At 71.4% G+C, this 16,875-nt stretch carries 9 protein-coding genes; 5 read left to right on the top strand and 4 right to left on the bottom strand.

The genetic code is table 11. The annotated features are described in order from the left end of the window. Positions 1 to 36 precede the first annotated feature (36 nt). The gene (locus tag ABQJ56_RS03015) at positions 37 to 1,401 is read left to right on the top strand and encodes a glucoamylase family protein (RefSeq protein WP_367843507.1); all 1,365 of its coding nucleotides are present in this window, start codon (positions 37 to 39) and stop codon (positions 1,399 to 1,401) included. Further along, entirely contained in the window at positions 1,398 to 2,924 is a 1,527-nt protein-coding gene (locus tag ABQJ56_RS03010; RefSeq protein WP_367843506.1) for a mercuric reductase, read from the top strand. Before ABQJ56_RS03015 ends, ABQJ56_RS03010 begins: the two co-directional genes overlap by 4 nt. A gap of 137 nt (positions 2,925 to 3,061) precedes the next feature. On the opposite strand, the gene ABQJ56_RS03005 is transcribed toward ABQJ56_RS03010, so the two are convergent. Continuing rightward, positions 3,062 to 11,623, bottom strand: a complete 8,562-nt coding sequence (locus ABQJ56_RS03005) for a GH36-type glycosyl hydrolase domain-containing protein (protein WP_437343384.1) — start codon at positions 11,621 to 11,623, stop codon at positions 3,062 to 3,064. 312 nt (positions 11,624 to 11,935) lie between these two features. On the opposite strand from ABQJ56_RS03005, the gene ABQJ56_RS03000 reads away from it, so the two are divergent. Then, positions 11,936 to 12,637, top strand: coding sequence for a PP2C family protein-serine/threonine phosphatase (locus ABQJ56_RS03000; RefSeq protein ID WP_367843504.1), 702 nt, complete (start codon positions 11,936 to 11,938; stop codon positions 12,635 to 12,637). Here ABQJ56_RS03000 and dnaQ read toward each other — a convergent pair. The 3 genes from dnaQ to ABQJ56_RS02985 are packed head-to-tail and all read right to left on the bottom strand — an operon-like array spanning position 12,629 to position 14,434. Beyond that, positions 12,629 to 13,369, bottom strand: coding sequence for a DNA polymerase III subunit epsilon (gene dnaQ, locus ABQJ56_RS02995; protein WP_367843503.1), 741 nt, complete (start codon positions 13,367 to 13,369; stop codon positions 12,629 to 12,631). The genes ABQJ56_RS03000 and dnaQ overlap by 9 nt on opposite strands. After that, the gene (gene rnhA / locus ABQJ56_RS02990) at positions 13,366 to 13,818 is read right to left on the bottom strand and encodes a ribonuclease HI (protein ID WP_367843502.1); all 453 of its coding nucleotides are present in this window, start codon (positions 13,816 to 13,818) and stop codon (positions 13,366 to 13,368) included. Before rnhA ends, dnaQ begins: the two co-directional genes overlap by 4 nt. A 7-nt stretch (positions 13,819 to 13,825) precedes the next feature. Next, positions 13,826 to 14,434: a methyltransferase domain-containing protein gene (locus tag ABQJ56_RS02985; protein ID WP_367843501.1), complete on the bottom strand. Its 609-nt coding sequence runs from the start codon at positions 14,432 to 14,434 to the stop codon at positions 13,826 to 13,828. A 356-nt stretch (positions 14,435 to 14,790) separates the two neighbouring features. Between ABQJ56_RS02985 and gloB the strand changes: the two genes are divergently transcribed. Together gloB and ABQJ56_RS02975 are read left to right on the top strand one after the other, a co-directional pair. Next, a complete protein-coding gene (gene gloB / locus ABQJ56_RS02980) occupies positions 14,791 to 15,558 on the top strand; it encodes a hydroxyacylglutathione hydrolase (RefSeq protein ID WP_367843500.1) in 768 nt (255 codons plus the stop codon). Then, a complete protein-coding gene (locus ABQJ56_RS02975; RefSeq protein ID WP_367843499.1) occupies positions 15,555 to 16,793 on the top strand; it encodes a LysM peptidoglycan-binding domain-containing protein in 1,239 nt (412 codons plus the stop codon). Before gloB ends, ABQJ56_RS02975 begins: the two co-directional genes overlap by 4 nt. Positions 16,794 to 16,875 lie beyond the last annotated feature (82 nt).

Genomic DNA, 16,875 nt, shown 5'->3' with positions numbered 1-16,875 from the left:
CACTCTGCGGAGACGGCTCACATCTGCCTGCCCTGCATGCCCGAGGAATATTCCGCCACGCCCTCCTGCCCCGCCGACCGCCAGTCGTTCCCGCACACGCTGGGCGATGAGGCCCTGCTCGACCGCCTGCAGCGCGCCGCCTGCGACTACTTCGCGCAGATGGGCAACCCGCGCAACGGCCTGGTGGCGGATACCTCGCGCGAGGGTTCGCCTTCCAGCATCGCGGTGACGGGCTTCGCGCTGTCGTGCTACCCGATCGCGGTGGAGCGCGGCTGGATGTCGCGCGCCGAGGCGTTGCGGCGCAGCCTGGCGGCGCTGCGTTTCTTCCACGGCAGCGACCAGAGCGGGCGCCCGGACGCCACCGGCTACAAGGGCTTCTACTACCACTTCCTCGACATGCGCCGCGGTGGCCGCGTGTGGTCGTGCGAACTGTCGATGATCGACACCGCCCTGCTCGTCGCCGGCATGCTGGCCGCGCGCGAATACTTCGACACGGACGCCGCCGACGAGCGCGAGCTGCGCGAGCTGGCCGATACGCTGTACCTGCGCGTGGACTGGCGCTGGGCGCAGGACGGCAAGCCCACGATACGGCAGGGCTGGAAGCCCGAATGCGGTTTCCTGCACTACGGCTGGGACGGCTACAACGAGGCGATCGTGCTGTACGCGCTGGCCGCGGGCTCGCCAAGCCATGCCGCCACCGACGAATGCTATGGCGCGTGGACGCTCACCTACCAGTGGGAAAACCTGTACGGCCACGACTTCCTCTACGCCGGGCCGCTGTTCGTGCACCACTATTCGCATGCGTGGATCGACTTCCGCGGCATCCGCGACCGCTTCATGCGCGGGAAGCGCTGCGACTATTTCGAGAACAGCCGCCGCGCGGCCCTGGTGCAGCGCGAATACGCCAGGCGCAACCCGAACGGCTTCGCCGGCTACGGCGAATCGTGCTGGGGGCTGTCGGCCTGCGACGGCCCCGGTGGCGAGCGGCCGGATGCCTCCGGCGAACCGCGCCGCCTGTTCGGCTACTCGGCGCGCGGCGTGCCCTACGGCCCGGACGACGGCACCGTGTCGGCACCGGCCGCGCTGGCCTCGCTGCCGTTCGCGCCGGAGCTGGCATTGCAGGCGCTGCGCCACATGCTGGCGCAGTATCCCGAGACGCTGCGCGATGATCGCCTCGCTGCCAGCTTCAATCCCTCGCTGCCGGACGCCGGTGGCCGGCCATGGGTGTCGGACGGACACTACGGACTGGACCAGGGCATCGTGGCGATGATGATAGAGAACCATCGCAGCGGCCTGCCCTGGCGCCTGATGCGTCGCAGCCCCTGGCTGGTGCGCGGACTGCGCCGGGCAGGCTTCCGCGGCGGCTGGCTGGAGGATGCCGCGCCGGAGACGGGTCGATGACGACGCCCGATGCCCCTCATTCCCCGCCGCTGGACGAGGTCGAGCGCCGTCGCATCGGGCACCTCCACCCGGCAGGCTGGCGCAACCCCGAACCCGCCGCGCGCTACCACCTGGTGGTGATCGGCGCCGGCCCCGCCGGCCTGGCCGCGGCGCAGGCCGCCGCCGCGGCGGGTGCACGGGTGGCGCTGCTGGAGCGCGCGCAGATCGGCGGCACCAGCCTCAACACCGGCTGCGTGCCGTCCAAGGCGCTGATCCGCACCGCGCGCCTGTACGCGGACCTGCGCGACGCCGCGCGCTACGGCGCCAGCGCGCCCGGCGAGACGGCACCGCCCGACTTCGCGCGCGCGATGGAGCGCGTGCGGCGCCTGCGTGCCCGCCTCGCCGACGACGCCAGCGCGCAGCGGCTGGCGGCCGCGGGCGTGGACCTGTTCTTCGGCGAGGCGCGCTTCGCCGGCACCGACTGCGTGCGGGTCGGCGACACGATGCTGCGCTTCGCCAAGGCGCTGATTGCCACCGGCGCGCGCCCGAACATCCCCGCGATTCCCGGCCTGGCCGAGACGGGCTACCTCACCCACGAGAACGTGTTCGACCTCACCGCGCTGCCGCCGCGCCTGCTGGTGATCGGCGGCGGCCCGCTGGGCTGCGAGCTGGCGCAGGCGTTCTGCCGGCTGGGCGCGAAGGTCACCCTGGTGCAGGACCGCCCGCTGTTCCTGCCGCGCGAGGAGCGCGACGCCGCGCAGCTGCTCTCCGACGCGCTGGCCCGCGACGGCATCGCCATCCGCCTGAACACCCGGATCACCGCCGTGCAAGGCCGGGACGGCACGCGGCTGGTCGAGATGGTCAGCGACAACTACCGCAGCAGCGTCGAGGCGGACGCCATCCTCACCGGCATCGGCCACGCCGCCAACGTGGAAGGCCTGGACCTGGAACGCGCGGAAGTGGACTGCAGCCCGGCCGCGGGCGTGCTGGTGGACGACTTCCTGCGCACCGGCAACCCGCGCATCTACGCCGCCGGCGACGTGTGCATGGAACACAAGTACACGCACGCCGCGGTGGCCGCCGCCCGCATCGCGGTGCGCAACGCGCTGTTCCGCGGGCACGAGCGCCTCAGCCGGCTGGCGATCCCGTGGTGCACCTTCACCGACCCGGAGATCGCCCACGTCGGGCTGTACGTGCGCGAGGCCAACCGCCGCGGCATTCCGGTGAAGACCTACACCGTGCCCATGCACGAGATCGATCGCGCGGTGACGGACGGCGAGCAGGAAGGCTTCGCCAAGATCCACGTGCAGGACCGCAGCGACCGCATCCTCGGTGCCACCGTGGTGGCCCGCCACGCCGGCGAGATGATCAACGGCATCACCCTGGCGATGGAGTCCGGGCTGGGCCTGCGCGGGCTGGAGCGCGTGATCCACGCCTACCCCACCCAGGCCGAGGCGATCCGCGCCGCCGCCGACGCCTACCGCGTCTCGCGCCTCACCGCGCGGGTGCGGGCACGGCTGGCGCGGTGGCTGGACCGGGCCTGAGCGGACTCCGTGAACCGGTCGGGTCCCCTCGCGGCCATCCCTTCGACGCCTTGCGCGGGATAGCCGCGAGGCGCGCCTTCATGGACGCGCAGGCGCAACGGCCGGCCCCGCAAGCGGTACGCGCGCCGATATCGCGTTTACCGGCGGAACACCTCGGCGTGGTGGTCGCGGCCGTCGTCCACCAGCGCGATGGCGTCCCCGTCCTGCACGCGGCCATCCAGCACGCAGCGTTCCGCTTCGCCGTCCCGCACGCGATGCACCGCGATGTGGTAGTCGGTCTCGCGGTAGCGGTAGTCCAGCGCGAACGCGTCCCAGCCCGGCGGCAGCAAGGGCGCCAGGCGCAGGCGCTCGCCTTCCACGCGCAGGCCCAGCAGCGATTCCACGACCAGCCGGTACAGCCAGCCCGCCGAGCCGGTGTACCAGCTCCACCCTCCCCGCCCCAGGTGCGGCGGCGCGCCGTAGACGTCCGCGGCCACCACGTAGGGTTCCACCTTGTAGGTGGCGATGGCCTCGCCCAGGCCGTGGTTGACCGGGTTGACCAGGTTGAGCAACTCCCACGCACGCGCCCCGTCGCCCAGCTCGGCGAAGGCCATCGCCGCCCACACCGCCGCGTGCGTGTACTGGCCGCCGTTCTCGCGCACGCCCGGCACGTAGCCCTTGATGTAGCCCGGGTCGAGCGCGGACGTGTCGAACGGCGGATCGAGCAGCTGCACCAGGCCGGAGTCGCGGCGCACCAGGTGCGTGTCCAGCGCGTCCATCGCCTGGCGCTGGCGCCCGGGGTCGCCCGCGCCGGACAGCACCGACCAGCTCTGCACAATGGAGTCGATGCGGCACTCGTCGTTGGCGGCCGAGCCCAGCGGGGTGCCGTCGTCGAACCAGGCGCGGCGATACCAGGCGCCGTCCCAAGCGTGCCGGTCGAGGTTCGCGCGCAGCGCGGCGGCCTCGTCGTCGCACTGCTGCGCGAAGGCCCCGTCGCCGCGCCGGCGCGCCAGCGGCGCGAAACGCTGCAGCACGTGATACAGGAAGAAGCCCAGCCACACGCTTTCGCCGCGGCCGCCCTCGCCCACCTTGTTCATGCCGTCGTTCCAGTCGCCGCTGCCCATCAGCGGCAGGCCGTGCGGACCACGCTCGCCGGCATGCCTGATCGCGCGCTTGCAGTGCTCGTACAGCGGCTCCCGCAATTCCGCATGCGTGGGCAGGTCGTAGTAGGACTCCTCGCCCGGCCCCAATGGCCGCCCCTCGATGTAGCCGACCTGCTCGTCCAGCACGCCGGTGTCGGCGGTGACCTCCACGTAGCGGCTGGCGACCAGCGGCAGCCACAGGAAGTCGTCCGAGCAGCGCGTGCGCACGCCACGGTCCAGCGGCGGGTGCCACCAGTGCTGCACGTCGCCTTCGGTGAACTGGTGCGCGGCGCACAGCAGCAGGTGCTGGCGCACGGCATAGGGCGAGGCATGGACCATCGCCATCGCGTCCTGCAGCTGGTCGCGGAAACCGATCGCGCCGCCGGACTGGTAGTAGCCGCTGCGCGCCAGGAAGCGGCAGGCGATGGTCTGGTACATCAGCCAGCCGTTGGCCAGCACGTCCACCGCCGGGTCCGGCGTGCGCACCTGCACCTTGCCCAGCGTCCAGCGCCAATGCATGCGTACCGCGTCCAGCGCGGCCGCGGCGGTGCCGCGGCGGCGGAAGCGCTGCACCAGTTCGCTGGCCGCCTTGGCGTCGGCGGCGGCGCCGAGGCGGAAGATCACCTCGTACTCGTCGCCGTCGTCCAGCTCGAACGCCACTTGCGCCGCGCCGCAGGGGTCCATGCCCGCGCCGACCTGGCCGGACAGCTTCGCGTTCGCCATCGCCGCGGGCTGGCGCTGGCTGCCGTTGCGGCCGAGGAATTCCACCCGGTCGCCGCTGATGCTGCGCCCGGGCTGGTCCACGTCGAGGAAGGCGACGCGGCCGGCGAATTCCATGTTCCAGGCGTTGCGTGCCATCAACGCGCCGGTGGCGGGGTCGGAGCTGGTGACCACGTGCATCGCGGTCTTGTCGCGCAGGTCGCCCAGCACCCATTCCACGTAGCCGGTGGCGCTGAGCCGGCGCGTGCGTCCGCTGGCGTTGCGCACGCGCAATACCGAGAACTTCACCGGCGCGTCCAGCGCCACGTACACCCACAGCTCGCTGCGGATGCCGTCCTGCTCGTGCTCGAACACGCTGTAGCCGAAACCGTGGCGGGTGCGGTAGGCGCCCCGGCCGCGGCACGGCAGCGGCGTGGGCGACCAGAATTCGCCGGTCTGCTCGTCGCGGAGATAGATCGCCTCGCCGCCGGCGTCGGTGACCGGGTCGTTGCCCCACGGAGTGAGCCGGAACTCGTGCGCGTTCTCGCTCCAGGTGTAGGCGCTGCCGCTTTCGGAGACGACGGTGCCGAACTGCGCGTTGGCCAGCACGTTCGCCCAGGGCGCCGGCGTGGCGTGGCCCGGCGCCAGCACCACCACGTATTCGCTGCCGTCCGGCGCGAAGCCGCCGCAGGCATTGCGCAGCGCCAGCTCGTCGCTCGCCGGCGTTTCCGCCGGCGCGGGCAAGCTGGTCGCGGGTCGCGTCTCGGTGGCGCGGAACGGCGCGGGTTGCGACTGCACGCGGCGGCGCTCGATCTGCTCGGCCAGGCTGCCGCGCTGGCCGCTCAGCACCAGCCGCGCGGCGGCCTGGATCAGCAGGCGCTCCTCGCTGGACAGCTGCTGCGCGGAACGCACGAAGATGCCGCCGGGGCGGTCGATCAGGTTCGCCTCCACGCCCGAGGCGATCAGGCCCATGATCTGGTCGCGCAACTGCTGGTGGTAGCCGGCGTGGTCCTCGTTCCAGATCACCAGGTCCACCGCGAGGCCCTTCAGCCGCCAGTAGGCGTGGGCCTGCACCAGTTGCCGCACCAGCTCGATGTGCGCGGGATCGGCGATGTGCAGCAGCACGATCGGCAGGTCGCCGGATACCGCCTGCCCCCACAAGCCGGACTGCCCGAGGCGGTTGGCGCGCAGAATGCCGGGATCGGCACGCAGCGAGGCGTTGGCGTAGACGATGGAGGTGGCCATGTGCTCGTACAGCTGGGCATCGGCCAGGCTGGCGTTGAGCTGGCGCAGCAGCACCTGGCTGTGCGTCCAGGCCAGGTCGAACACGCGGTCGGCCAGGTGGCGGTCGCGGTATTTCTCGATCAGGCGCAGGCAGGCATCGCGGCTGTCGCCCATGCCGGTGACCAGGTCCACCCGCGCCGACTGCTCGGGTTCCAGCGTGATGCGGCAGCGGATCGCCACCACGGGGTCCAGCACCGGCCCCTCGCTGTCGCCGAGCTTGCGGTGCGCCTCGCCCGGCGCCAGCGCCTGCGGTGCGGCCAGGCTGCAGCCGCGGCCGATGAAGCGCGCACGGTCGGTCTCGTAGGAGATCTCGTCGATGTCGGCACCATGCACCGCGAGCAGGTGGCACATCCACGGCACCTGCTCGTCGGCCGCGCGCGGCCGGCGCGTGCACACGATGGCCTGCAGCGCGCGCACCAGCTCGGTCTGCACGAACAGCTTGCTGAAGGCCGGGTGCATCGCGTCGGCCAGCGGCGGAGCCAGCACCACCTCGGCGTAGCTGGTGATCTCGATGGTGCGCCGCGTGCGGGCGCGGTTGGTGATGCGCATGCGGCGCAGCTCGATGTCGTCCTCGGGCGAGACCACGATCTCGGTGTGCGCGTCGAAGTCGCGCTCGCGCACGCGGAACTCGGCGCGGGCATCGGAGAAGATCGCCTCGTGGGAGTCGACGCGGCGCCGCACCGGCTGGTGCGCGGCGGACCAGAACACCCCGCTCTCCACGTCGCGCAGGTAGCAGAACTGTCCCCAGTCGTCGCGGCTGATGTCCTCGTGCCAGCGCGTCACGGCCAGCTCGCGGCAGCGGCTGTAGCCGCCGCCGGCGCTGCTCACCATGACGTGGTAGCGGCCGTTGGAAAGCAGCTGCACGGCGGGCCGCGGGCGATCCGGGTCGGCGAACACGCGCAGCCGCGTCTCCGCCCCGCGCGTCAGCGCCTCGGGCGCCGGCGCCGGCGAGGTGTGGCGGTATTCGGCGGCGCTGCGCGGCACGCGCTCCTGCAGCAGCAGCAGGGTGGCCTGCAGCGCCGGATCGGCGGCGAAGCGACGCTGCATCGGCTGGCCGCACAGCAGGTGGTCCAGCGCCAGCAGGCTCATGCCCTGGTGGTGCGCCATGTAGGAACGGATCACCGCGGCGTGCTGCCCGTGCTGCAGCCGCGCCGGTGTGTAGTCCACCGCCTCGTGCAGGCCATAGCGGCCTTCCAGGCCATCTTCCGCCAGCCGCTGCAGATTGGCGCAGGCGGCTTCCGGCGCCACCATCAACGCCAGCGCGGTGGCATAGGGCGCCACCACCAGCTCGTCGCCCAGGCCGCGCTTCAGGCCCAGCCCGGGCACGCCGAAGGCGCGGTACTGGTAATTGAAATGGGCGTCCATCGTGTTGTAGCCGGACTCGGACACGCCCCACGGCAGGCCGAGCTGGCGGCCGTACTCGATCTGCCGTGCCACCGCGGCACGGCAGGTCTGGTCGAGCAGCGTGCTTTCGTAGCTGGGCATCACCAGCGTCGGCATCAGGTACTCGAACATCGAGCCGGTCCAGGACAGCAGCACCGGCTCGCCACTGGTGGTGGTGAGCAGCCGCCCGAGCGCGAACCAGCTTTCCTGCGGCAGCTGGCCCTGCGCGATGGCCACGAAGCTGGTGAGTCGCGCCTCGGAGGCGAGCAGGTCGTAGAAGCCCGCGTCCAGCCGGCGCTCGTCCACGTTGTAGCCGATCGACAGCAGGTCGCGCCGCGCGTCGTGCAGGAAGCCGTAATCCATCGCCGCCAGCTTGCCGGACTGGCCGGCAAGACGCTCGATCACCGTGAGCAGGCCGGCGGCGCGGCGGCGCGCCTCCAGCAGCGGGATCGGTGCCTGCGCCTCGTCGACATGCGCCAGCTGGCGCAGCGAGGGCATCGCCGGGGCGCTCTTCCCGGCCGGCCAGCCGGCGAAGGGGCGAAGGTAGTCGCGGGCGTCGAGGCATTGCACGCGCAGCGCATGCAGCCAGTAGGCGGCATCGCTGTCCGGGTCCGCGTCCGGCGCGATGGCGCCGGCGAGGTCGGCCAGGCGCTCCATGCAGGCGATGGCCGCCTCCACGGTGGCGGGCGGTTCGGCCAGCGCGGCGTCCAGTTCGCGGCGCAGGCCAGCCAGCATGTCGGCGTGGAGGCCCGCCCCGGCGAGCGCGTGTTCGAGCAGCTCCAGGACATCGGCCACGCCTTCGAGCTGGCGGCGTTCGAACAGCGGCGCATCGATCAGTTCCAGCAGGCCGGTCCGCAGGGTGAGCAGGTGGCCGGCGAGGTTGCCGCTGTCCACGGTGGACACGTAGTGCGGCGGCAGCGGCTGCAGCGACAGCGTGTCGTACCAGTTGTAGAAGTGGCTGCGATGGCGCGGCAGGTCCTGCATGGTGCGCAGGGTGCCGTCGGTGCGTTGCAGCAGCCGTTCGGTGCTGAGGTAGCCCAGGTCCCACGCCGACAGGTTCGCCAGCAGCGCCATGCCCATGTTGGTGGGCGAGGTGCGGTGCGCGATCATCAGCTCCGGCTGCTCCTGCCGGTTGTCCGGCGGCAGCCAGTTCTCCTGCGGACCCACGTGGCTCTCGAAGAACGCCCAGGTCCTGCGCGCCAGCCGGCGCAGGAAACGCACATCGGCGGGCGTGGCGTCGAAGCGCGACGACGTTGGCGGTCGGCTGATCCGCCACGCTACTGCAGGCGCCAGCAGCCACAGCAACAGGAACGGCCCCGCCACGCCCAGCGCGGCCGGCCGCGTCCACGCCAGTGCCATGCCGGCAAGCACGCCCAGCAGCGGCGCGACCCACATCGCGCGCCACAGCGCGGCGGGTTCGTCGCGCCCGGCGCGTGCGGCCTGGCGCGAGGGATTCCACTGCAGCAGATTCCGGCGGCTGACGAAGAGCCGCCACAGCGTGCGCAGCACCGCATCGAGGCTGTACAGCGCCTCGTGCGGCAGCCATACCAGGCCCAGCGCGGCGCGCGCCGCATGCTGCCCCACCACGCGCATGGCGGCGCGCAGGTGCTGGTCGAGCACCGCATCGCGCGGCTTCTGGAACAGCTCCAGCAGCGAGGCCAGCAGCAGCGGCACCAGCACCACCATCAGCACGGCGAAGGTCCACGAGGGCTGCGCCGCGCGCGACAGCCAGCCGAACAGCAGCAGCACCAGCAGCGAGGGCGACACCAGGCTGCGCCGCAGGTTGTCCAGGATCTTCCAGCGCGACAGCGCAGTGAGCGGATTGCGCCGCCAGCCGCCGCGGCTTGCCGGCGCCCATGGCAACAACCACGGCAACAGCTGCCAGTCGCCGCGGATCCAGCGATGCCGGCGCTTGGCGTCGTCGAGGTAGCGCGCGGGGTATTCCTCGTAGAGCTGCACGTCGCTGATCAGCCCGCTGCGCGCATAACAGCCCTCCACCAGGTCGTGGCTGAGGATGTGGTTGTCGGGAAAGCGGCCGTCGACGGCCCGCTCGAAGGCGTCCAGGTCGTAGATGCCCTTGCCGATGAAGGAGCCCTCGTCGAACAGGTCCTGGTACACGTCGGACACCGCGCGCGTGTACGGATCGATGCCGGCGTCGCTGCCGAACAGCCGCGCGTACGCCGAGCGCACCGCGCTGGACAGGCTGATGCCCACGCGCGGCTGCAGGATGGCGTGGCCGGCGGCGACGCGGCCGTGCACGGGGTCGAACACCGGCCGGTTGAGCGGGTGCGCCATGGCGCCCACGAAACGGCGTGCCGCGTCGCGCGGCAACTGCGTGTCGGCGTCCAGCGTGATCACGTAGCGCACGTCCGCCAGCACTTCGGTGCGGCCCACCACCAGCGCGAAGGCGTCGCGTGCGCCGCCGCGCAGCCAGGCATTGAGGTCGGCCAGCTTGCCGCGCTTGCGTTCGCGTCCTCCCCAGCTGCGCTCGGAGGGGTTCCACAGGCGCGGACGGTGAAACAGGAAGAAGCGATCCGTCTCGGCGTCGGCATAGGCTTCGTTCAATGCCTCGATGCGCTCGCGCATCGCCTTCAGTAGCACTTCGTCCTGCGGCTGGCTCTCGGCAGCGGCGTCGGCGAAATCGGTGAGCAGGGCAAAGTGCAGGTGGCTGTCGCGGTTGGCCAGGTAGCGCACCAGCAGGTCTTCGGCCAGTTCGTCGACGTCGTCCGCGCCGGTAAGCATGGCGGGCACCGCCACCAGGGTGCGCATGTCGGAAGGCAGGCCGTCGTCGTAGTCCATCCGCGGCAGGACACGCGGCCGGGTGACCACGGTGGCCAGCCAGTTCACCAGGCTGATCGCCAGCTGGCTGCTCACCAGCACCACCGGCACCGCCAGCAACAGCCAGGGCCAGCGACGGTCGGCATCCAGCGGCAGGCCCTGCACCAGCGGCCAGGCCAGCAGCGCGGTGAGCAGTGCGATCAATCCCAGGTACAGCTCCAGCGGCCGGCGCCCGCGCAGCAGCAGCCGTCGCCACAGCCGCGCCGGCGTTGCGCGCGCCGCGACGCGCGCTTCCAGCGCGTCCAGCCCGCTGTCCACCAGATAGAAGCCGACATGGCCACGCGCCTCGGCCCGTTCGCCGCTGCCGCCTTCGCGCGCCAGCGCCACCGCGGCCTCGGCCACGGCCAGTTCGGAAAACGCGCAATGCCGCGCCAGCCGTTCCACCACATGGCGGTATTGGTCGCGCGTGGCGAAATCCATGTGCGCGTAGACGCCGGCGGGCTCTTCGCGCAGTGTGCGCTCCACCAGGCTGGTGCTCTCCACGAAGCCGCGCCAGTCCATCGCCGAGAGCGTGCGCAGGCTGCCGATGCTGTTGCCGATGGAAACCTGGTCGGCCGCCTGCTGCTGCGCTTCCATCCGCACCATGTGTTCGATGCTTTGCCCCGACTCGGTCAGCCGCTGTTCCACCCAGGTCAGCGGCAGCACCAGCGCGGGACTCTGGCCCTGCAGCCGGCGCGCCAGCTCGGCCACGAACGAGCTGACCATCGGCGGATTCGACCGCGCCATGTCCGCCACCGCCAGCACCACGCTCTTGGGATCGCGCTCGGCCACCTCGCTCATCCGGTTGGCCCAGTGCGCCGCGAGGCGGCGGTCGCCCCAGTCGGTCATCACGCGCGCGGCCACGCGGCGCAGGTTCTCGATCAGCGCCAGTCGCAGCATGATCGGGATGGCCCACAGTTCGCCCAGGGTGAGCGGCGCCACCGTCTGGTACGAGGCGACGAAGCGGCGCAGGCTTTCGCCGTCCACGTGGCCGTCGCCGTGCGCGATGGTTTCCTGGGCGATCTCGTACACTCGCGGCAGGCCCGCGCACGGTCCGTTCAGCAGTACCGGCAGCTCGCGGCTGTAGCCCTTGGGCAGGTGGCGCTGCGCCGTGCGGATCTGTTCCTCGATCAGGTAGTAGTTGTCCAGCAGCCATTCCGCCGCAGGGGTGATGCGCCGACCGTCGCGCATGGTTCGTGTGAGCAGGTCGCAGGCCTCGGCCAGCAGCGTGTGGTTGCCGGACAGGCGCGCCAGCAGCGCGTCGGTGTGCGCGCGTGCGCTGGTCTTGTGGCGGCCGGCCAGCTCGGCACCGTACTGGTCCATCTGGTCGGCACTGAACAGTTCCGCGCGCAACGCCGATTCCGGCTCGGCCGGCCGGCGACGGCGACGGCGCATCCGGGCACGCAGACGATGCAGACTGAGAATGGACGGCAGGCCGTTCTTCAAAGGCAGGTGTTCTTCGGCAGGAGCGCGTGGCGACGCCGCATCGCACGGATGCGCTTCGCCCACGCGTGGCGGCCATGGATTCAACCCTGTCCCCCTTAGATAACGGGAGGCGCGAAAGCGCCGTGTGAAGATGGCTGCATTCGTGCATTCACGTCGTGCGTGGCCGGCGTTCCTGTCGCGCGCCCGGCACCTGCCGGGCGATTCTTTGCACCGCCTCCCGACATCCGTCATGCTTTCCGCTTCCACTGCACCCCGCCTCCCATGATCGAATTCGGACACGGCACCCACGTCGGCCTGCGCCGCACGCGCAACGAAGACACCTACTACGCCGATGCGGCACTTGGCCTGTTCCTGGTCGCCGACGGCATGGGCGGCCACTTGCACGGCGAGGTGGCCTCCGCCGTGGTGCGCGACAGCGTGGTCGAGCTGGTGGGCCGTGGGCACAGTCTGGCCGAGGCCATCCGCACCGCCGACGAGCATCTGCTCGCACAGATGCATGAAGGCGCCGACGTGATGCCGATGGGCAGCACGATCGCGGCGTTGCGGCTGAGCGAGGACGGCTACGAGGCGGCCTGGGTGGGCGACAGCCGCATCTACACCACCGGGCGCGAGCTGCGCCAGATCAGCCACGACCACTCGCTGGTGCAGGCGCTGGTCGAGGCGGGCCAGCTGGACCCGGCGCACACCGCGCGGCACCCGCAGCGCAACGTGCTGACCCAGGCGCTGGGCGTGACCGCCCCCGCCCAGCTGCACGTCGGCATGGCGCATGGCCGCATCGCGCCGGGCATGGGCTTCCTGTTGTGCAGCGACGGCCTGACCGAGGATCTCGATGCGGCGTCGATCGCGCGCACGGTGGCACGCACCGACCTGGCCGCGCAGGAATGCGTCGACCAGTTGCTGCTGGATGCGCTGGATCGCGGCGGCAAGGACAACATCACCGCGATCCTGCTGCGCTCAAGCTGAGCCCGCCTCCACCGGCGCCTCGGCGGTCTCCAGCCTGCGCCAGACGCTGACGCCGCCGGCGCTCTTGTCCAGCGCATCGAGGCGCTGCTCGTGCAAGGCGGCTTCCTCGGCGGACGCGCGCAGCACGCGTGGCCGCCCACGCAGCACCAGGGGCGCGGCCGCTGTCGCCAGCGACGATTCCTGCGGCTGCTCGAAGGCCAGGTCCAGCGCCACCTGGCCCGACGTCATCGCGAGATAGACGTCGGCCAGCAGCTGGGCGTCGATCAGGCCGCCGTGCAGGTCGCGCCGCGAGTTGTCCACGCCGAGCCGCTTGCACAAGGCATCGAGGCTGTTGCGCTGGCCGGGATAACGTTCGCGCGCCATCGCCAGCGTGTCGAGCACGCTGCAGCGGTCGCCGATGCGGCCATAGGATTCGCCCAGCCGCGCCAGCTCGGCGTCGAGGAAGCCCACGTCGAAACTGGCGTTGTGGATGACGAGCTCGGCGCCATCGACGAAGGCGAGGAACTCGTCGACCTTGTCGGCGAACGGCGGCTTGTCGACGAGGTGCTCGTCGCGGATGCCGGTGACCTGGCTGGCGCCCTCGTCCATCGGCCGCTCGGGATTGAGGTAGGTCTGCCAGTGGCGACCGGTGAGGCGCCGCCCCACCATTTCCACGCAGGCGATTTCCACCAGGCGGTGGCCCTGCCGCACTTCCAGGCCGGTGGTTTCCGTGTCCAGCACGACCTGCCTCATGCGTTGCTCCTGCGTTGTTCGGCCTGCTCGCGCGCGGCCTGGTCCACGCGCTCGTTCTCGGCATGGCCGTTGTGGCCCTTCACCCACTGCCAGCGTACGCGATGGTTGCCGGTCGCCGCGGAGAGGCGCTCCCACAGATCCTGGTTCTTCACCGGCTTCTTGTCGGCGGTACGCCAGCCGTTGGCGCGCCACTTCGGCAGCCACTGTTCGATGCCTTGCATCACGTAGCGCGAGTCGGTGGTGAGCACCACGGTGCAGGGCCGGGTCAGCGCTTCCAAGGCGCCGATCGCCGCCATCAATTCCATGCGGTTGTTGGTGGTGTCGGCCTCGCCGCCGGCCAGCAGGCGCTCGCGCCCCCTGGCACGCAGCAGCGCCGCCCAGCCGCCGGGCCCCGGATTGCCGAGGCAGGCGCCATCGGTGAATGCTTGCACTTCCTCGGTCGTCACCATGTTTCCTTCAGGATACGGAATGCCGTCGCGTACCCGGCGACAGGCGCGCGTTCACCGGCGCGTGCGCCGGCAACGGCCGCAATTTCAGGGGAATGGCCAGGCGCCGCTGCTTGCGCGCCAGCAGCAGGTAGCCGCCGCCCCAGCGGCTGTCGCCGACGGTCGGCGGCGCATGGCCGGGCCAGGGCGCGCCCAGCCGGCGCAGGCTTTCGATCTCCAGCCCTTTCCGGCGCAGCCGCTGGCGCAAGCGCCACGGCCATTGCAGCGATTGCCGCTGCCCCCGCGCGCGCCAGCAGAACCATGGCGACCAGCCGCTCAAGGGATGTACCGCCGTCACCGCCAGCACGCCACCGGCCGCCAGCACGCGGCAGGCCTCGTCGAGCAGCGCATCGACCTGCGGCGCCGGCTCCAGCGCGTGTTGCAGCCAGACGAGATCGAAGGCCTCGTCGAGGAAAGGCAACGGCTCGTCGGCGCGGCCGCGCAGGTCGCCCAGGTAGGCGCCCCGTGCCAGCCACAGCCGCGTCCACGCCATGCCGGGCAGCGGCGGCACCGCATCCTCATCGGCCACACCGATGCGCAGGGCGCGGCGCCCCGTCTCGCGCTGCAGCAATGGCACCATGCGGCGCCACTGCCCGCTGCGCAACTGCCTCAGGGGGGCGCTGGCGTGAATGTCCTGATCGCTTTGAAGCGGCATGCACTCGATTCAGCCCCGGCGGTTCCGGGTTCCGGTCATCATCGAAATCCAGCTCGCAGTGTAGCGTTTGATGGTGCCAATCGCGTCGCAGATCGTTGTGGACAGGCCTCACATCGCTGAACCGCCGTCCGGCGCATTAACGACATGCTAACGAGCCACCGGGGAAGGCTGTTTATAGTCGACCGATTCGCGCATGCCGGGATGGCTGCGTCTGCCGTCGGGCCCGCCCGGAATCTCCAGCGCACTGCGCCGGCTCTCGAACCAACGCAGCGGAGCATGCCATGCATCTCGTAGCGCTACCGGCGCTGGCCGACAACTACATCTGGCTGCTGCACGACGACGCGGGCCAAGCCATCGTCGTCGATCCCGGCGACGACGCACCGGTGGAACAGGCGCTGGCCGCTCACAGGCTGCGGCTGCGGGCGATCCTGCTGACCCACCATCATCCCGACCACATCGGCGGTGCAACGGCGCTGCACCAGCGGCACGGTGCCCCCGTGTACGCGCCCGAGGATGCACGGATCGAGACGGCCACCGTGCGCGTGCGCGACGGCGAACGCATCACGTTGCCGCAGCCGCGGGCGGACTTCGAGGTGATCGCCGTGCCGGGCCACACGTTGAGCCACGTGGCCTACTTCGGCGAGGGCGTGCTGCTGGCGGGCGACACCTTGTTCAGCCTGGGCTGCGGGCGCCTGTTCGAAGGCACGCCCGCGCAGATGCTGGCCTCGCTGGATCGCCTCGCCGCGCTGCCGGCCAACACCCTGCTCTGCTGCGGGCATGAATACACGGCCGCCAACGGCCGCTTCGCCCGCGAGGTCGAGCCGGACAATGCCGAGCTGTCGGCGCGCCTGCAGGAAGTAGCCGCACTGCGTGCGCAGCAGCGCCCCAGCCTGCCGGTCGCCATGGCCAGCGAGCTGGCGACCAACCCCTTCCTGCGCACCGATGCGCCGGCGGTGATCGACTGGTGCCGGCGACAAGCCGGGCACCCCGCGGATCGCGTCGCCCGCTTCGCCGCGGTGCGGGCAGCCAAGGACGCGTTCCGCGCATGAGCAGGCGCGGCTACCCGAAACGGCTGCTGCCGCTGGCTCTCTCGGCCCTGCTCAGCGCCTGCGCCACCACACCGCCGCCACGTTCCGGGCCTGCACCGCCCACCATCCCGCCCGCATCCGCGCCGGTCGAGTCGACGCCGCCCGTCACGATGGCCGAACCGGCGCCGGAAACCGGCAACGTCTGGGACCGGCTGCGCGGCAGTTTCGCGATGGCCGACTGCGACGCCGACCCCGCCGTGCTGTCCTGGGCGCGGCGTTACACGCGCAATCCGCAGCGCTTCGAGCAGGAGGCGCGCGCGGCGCTGCCCAAGCTGACCTACGTGCAGCAGGTGGCGGCCGCGCATGACGTGGCCGGCGAGTTCGTGCTGCTGCCCTGGATCGAGAGCGGCTTCCGCCCGATCCCGGGCCGGCGCGGCCGCCCCGCCGGCATGTGGCAGATCATGCCCGCCACGGCCGCCGCCATGGGCCTGCACGTGGACCGCCGTTACGACGGCCGCCTTGACGTGCAGGCCACCGCCGACGCCGTGATGAAGCTGCTGAACGGCTATCACGCGCAGTTCCACGACTGGCGCATCGTCGACTACGCGTACAACGCCGGCGAGTACAAGGCCCGCGCGATGGTGCAGAAGCACGGCCTGCCGCCGGAGACGCCGGTGATCCCGCGCTGGCCGGTGCATGACATCACCCGCGAGCATCTCACCAAGCTGCTGGCCATGGCCTGCGTGGTGCGCGAACCCGATCGCTTCCACGTCAGCCTGCCCGTGCTGGCGCCCAGCCAGCACCTGGTCAAGGTGCAATTGCCGCATTCGATGCCGCTGGCGCGTGCCGCCGACCGTGCCGGCATGCCGCTGGACACGCTGAAGGATCTCAATGCCGCCTTTCGCAACGACATCGCCGATACCAGCGTCGCCTCCTATCTGATGATGCCGGCCGGCCGCGCCCAGCAGTTCCGTGATGCACCGCTGGCGCAGGCGGACAGCGACCGGCTGCCCGACGCCTCGTTCGCGGCAGGCATCGGCGCCACCGGCGATGATCCGGCGCCGCTGTCCGCCACCACGAAGTCATCGCCCGGCGCCGCGGGACACGCGCAGACGCACCGCGTCAAATCCGGCGAAAGCCTGTGGCAGCTGGCCCGCCACTACTCGGTGAGCGTGGACGACCTGCAGCACTGGAATCACCTGCAGGGGAAGCCCATCAAGCCCGGCCAGGTGCTCAAGGTCAGCGCACCGCATTGACCGCAGGCACGCTGCCAGTGCCGCAACACCCGCAGACACGAAACGAGGAAGGCGGCCCGCGGGCCGCCTTCCTCGTTTGATC

It is taken from the genome of Rhodanobacter geophilus, assembly GCF_040812275.1.
Lineage (GTDB): Bacteria > Pseudomonadota > Gammaproteobacteria > Xanthomonadales > Rhodanobacteraceae > Rhodanobacter_A > Rhodanobacter_A geophilus.
The sequence above is the reverse complement of the archived record's forward strand: the minus strand, read 5'-3'. Positions and strand labels throughout refer to the sequence as shown.

Coding starts and splice junctions, on each gene's coding strand:
- ABQJ56_RS03015 (WP_367843507.1), top strand. CDS start 37: ATGCCCGAGGAATATTCCGCCACGCCCTCCTGCCCCGCCGACCGCCAG.
- ABQJ56_RS03010 (WP_367843506.1), top strand. CDS start 1,398: ATGACGACGCCCGATGCCCCTCATTCCCCGCCGCTGGACGAGGTCGAG.
- ABQJ56_RS03005 (WP_437343384.1), bottom strand. CDS start 11,623: ATGCGCCGTCGCCGTCGCCGGCCGGCCGAGCCGGAATCGGCGTTGCGC.
- ABQJ56_RS03000 (WP_367843504.1), top strand. CDS start 11,936: ATGATCGAATTCGGACACGGCACCCACGTCGGCCTGCGCCGCACGCGC.
- dnaQ (WP_367843503.1), bottom strand. CDS start 13,369: ATGAGGCAGGTCGTGCTGGACACGGAAACCACCGGCCTGGAAGTGCGG.
- rnhA (WP_367843502.1), bottom strand. CDS start 13,818: ATGGTGACGACCGAGGAAGTGCAAGCATTCACCGATGGCGCCTGCCTC.
- ABQJ56_RS02985 (WP_367843501.1), bottom strand. CDS start 14,434: ATGGTGCCATTGCTGCAGCGCGAGACGGGGCGCCGCGCCCTGCGCATC.
- gloB (WP_367843500.1), top strand. CDS start 14,791: ATGCATCTCGTAGCGCTACCGGCGCTGGCCGACAACTACATCTGGCTG.
- ABQJ56_RS02975 (WP_367843499.1), top strand. CDS start 15,555: ATGAGCAGGCGCGGCTACCCGAAACGGCTGCTGCCGCTGGCTCTCTCG.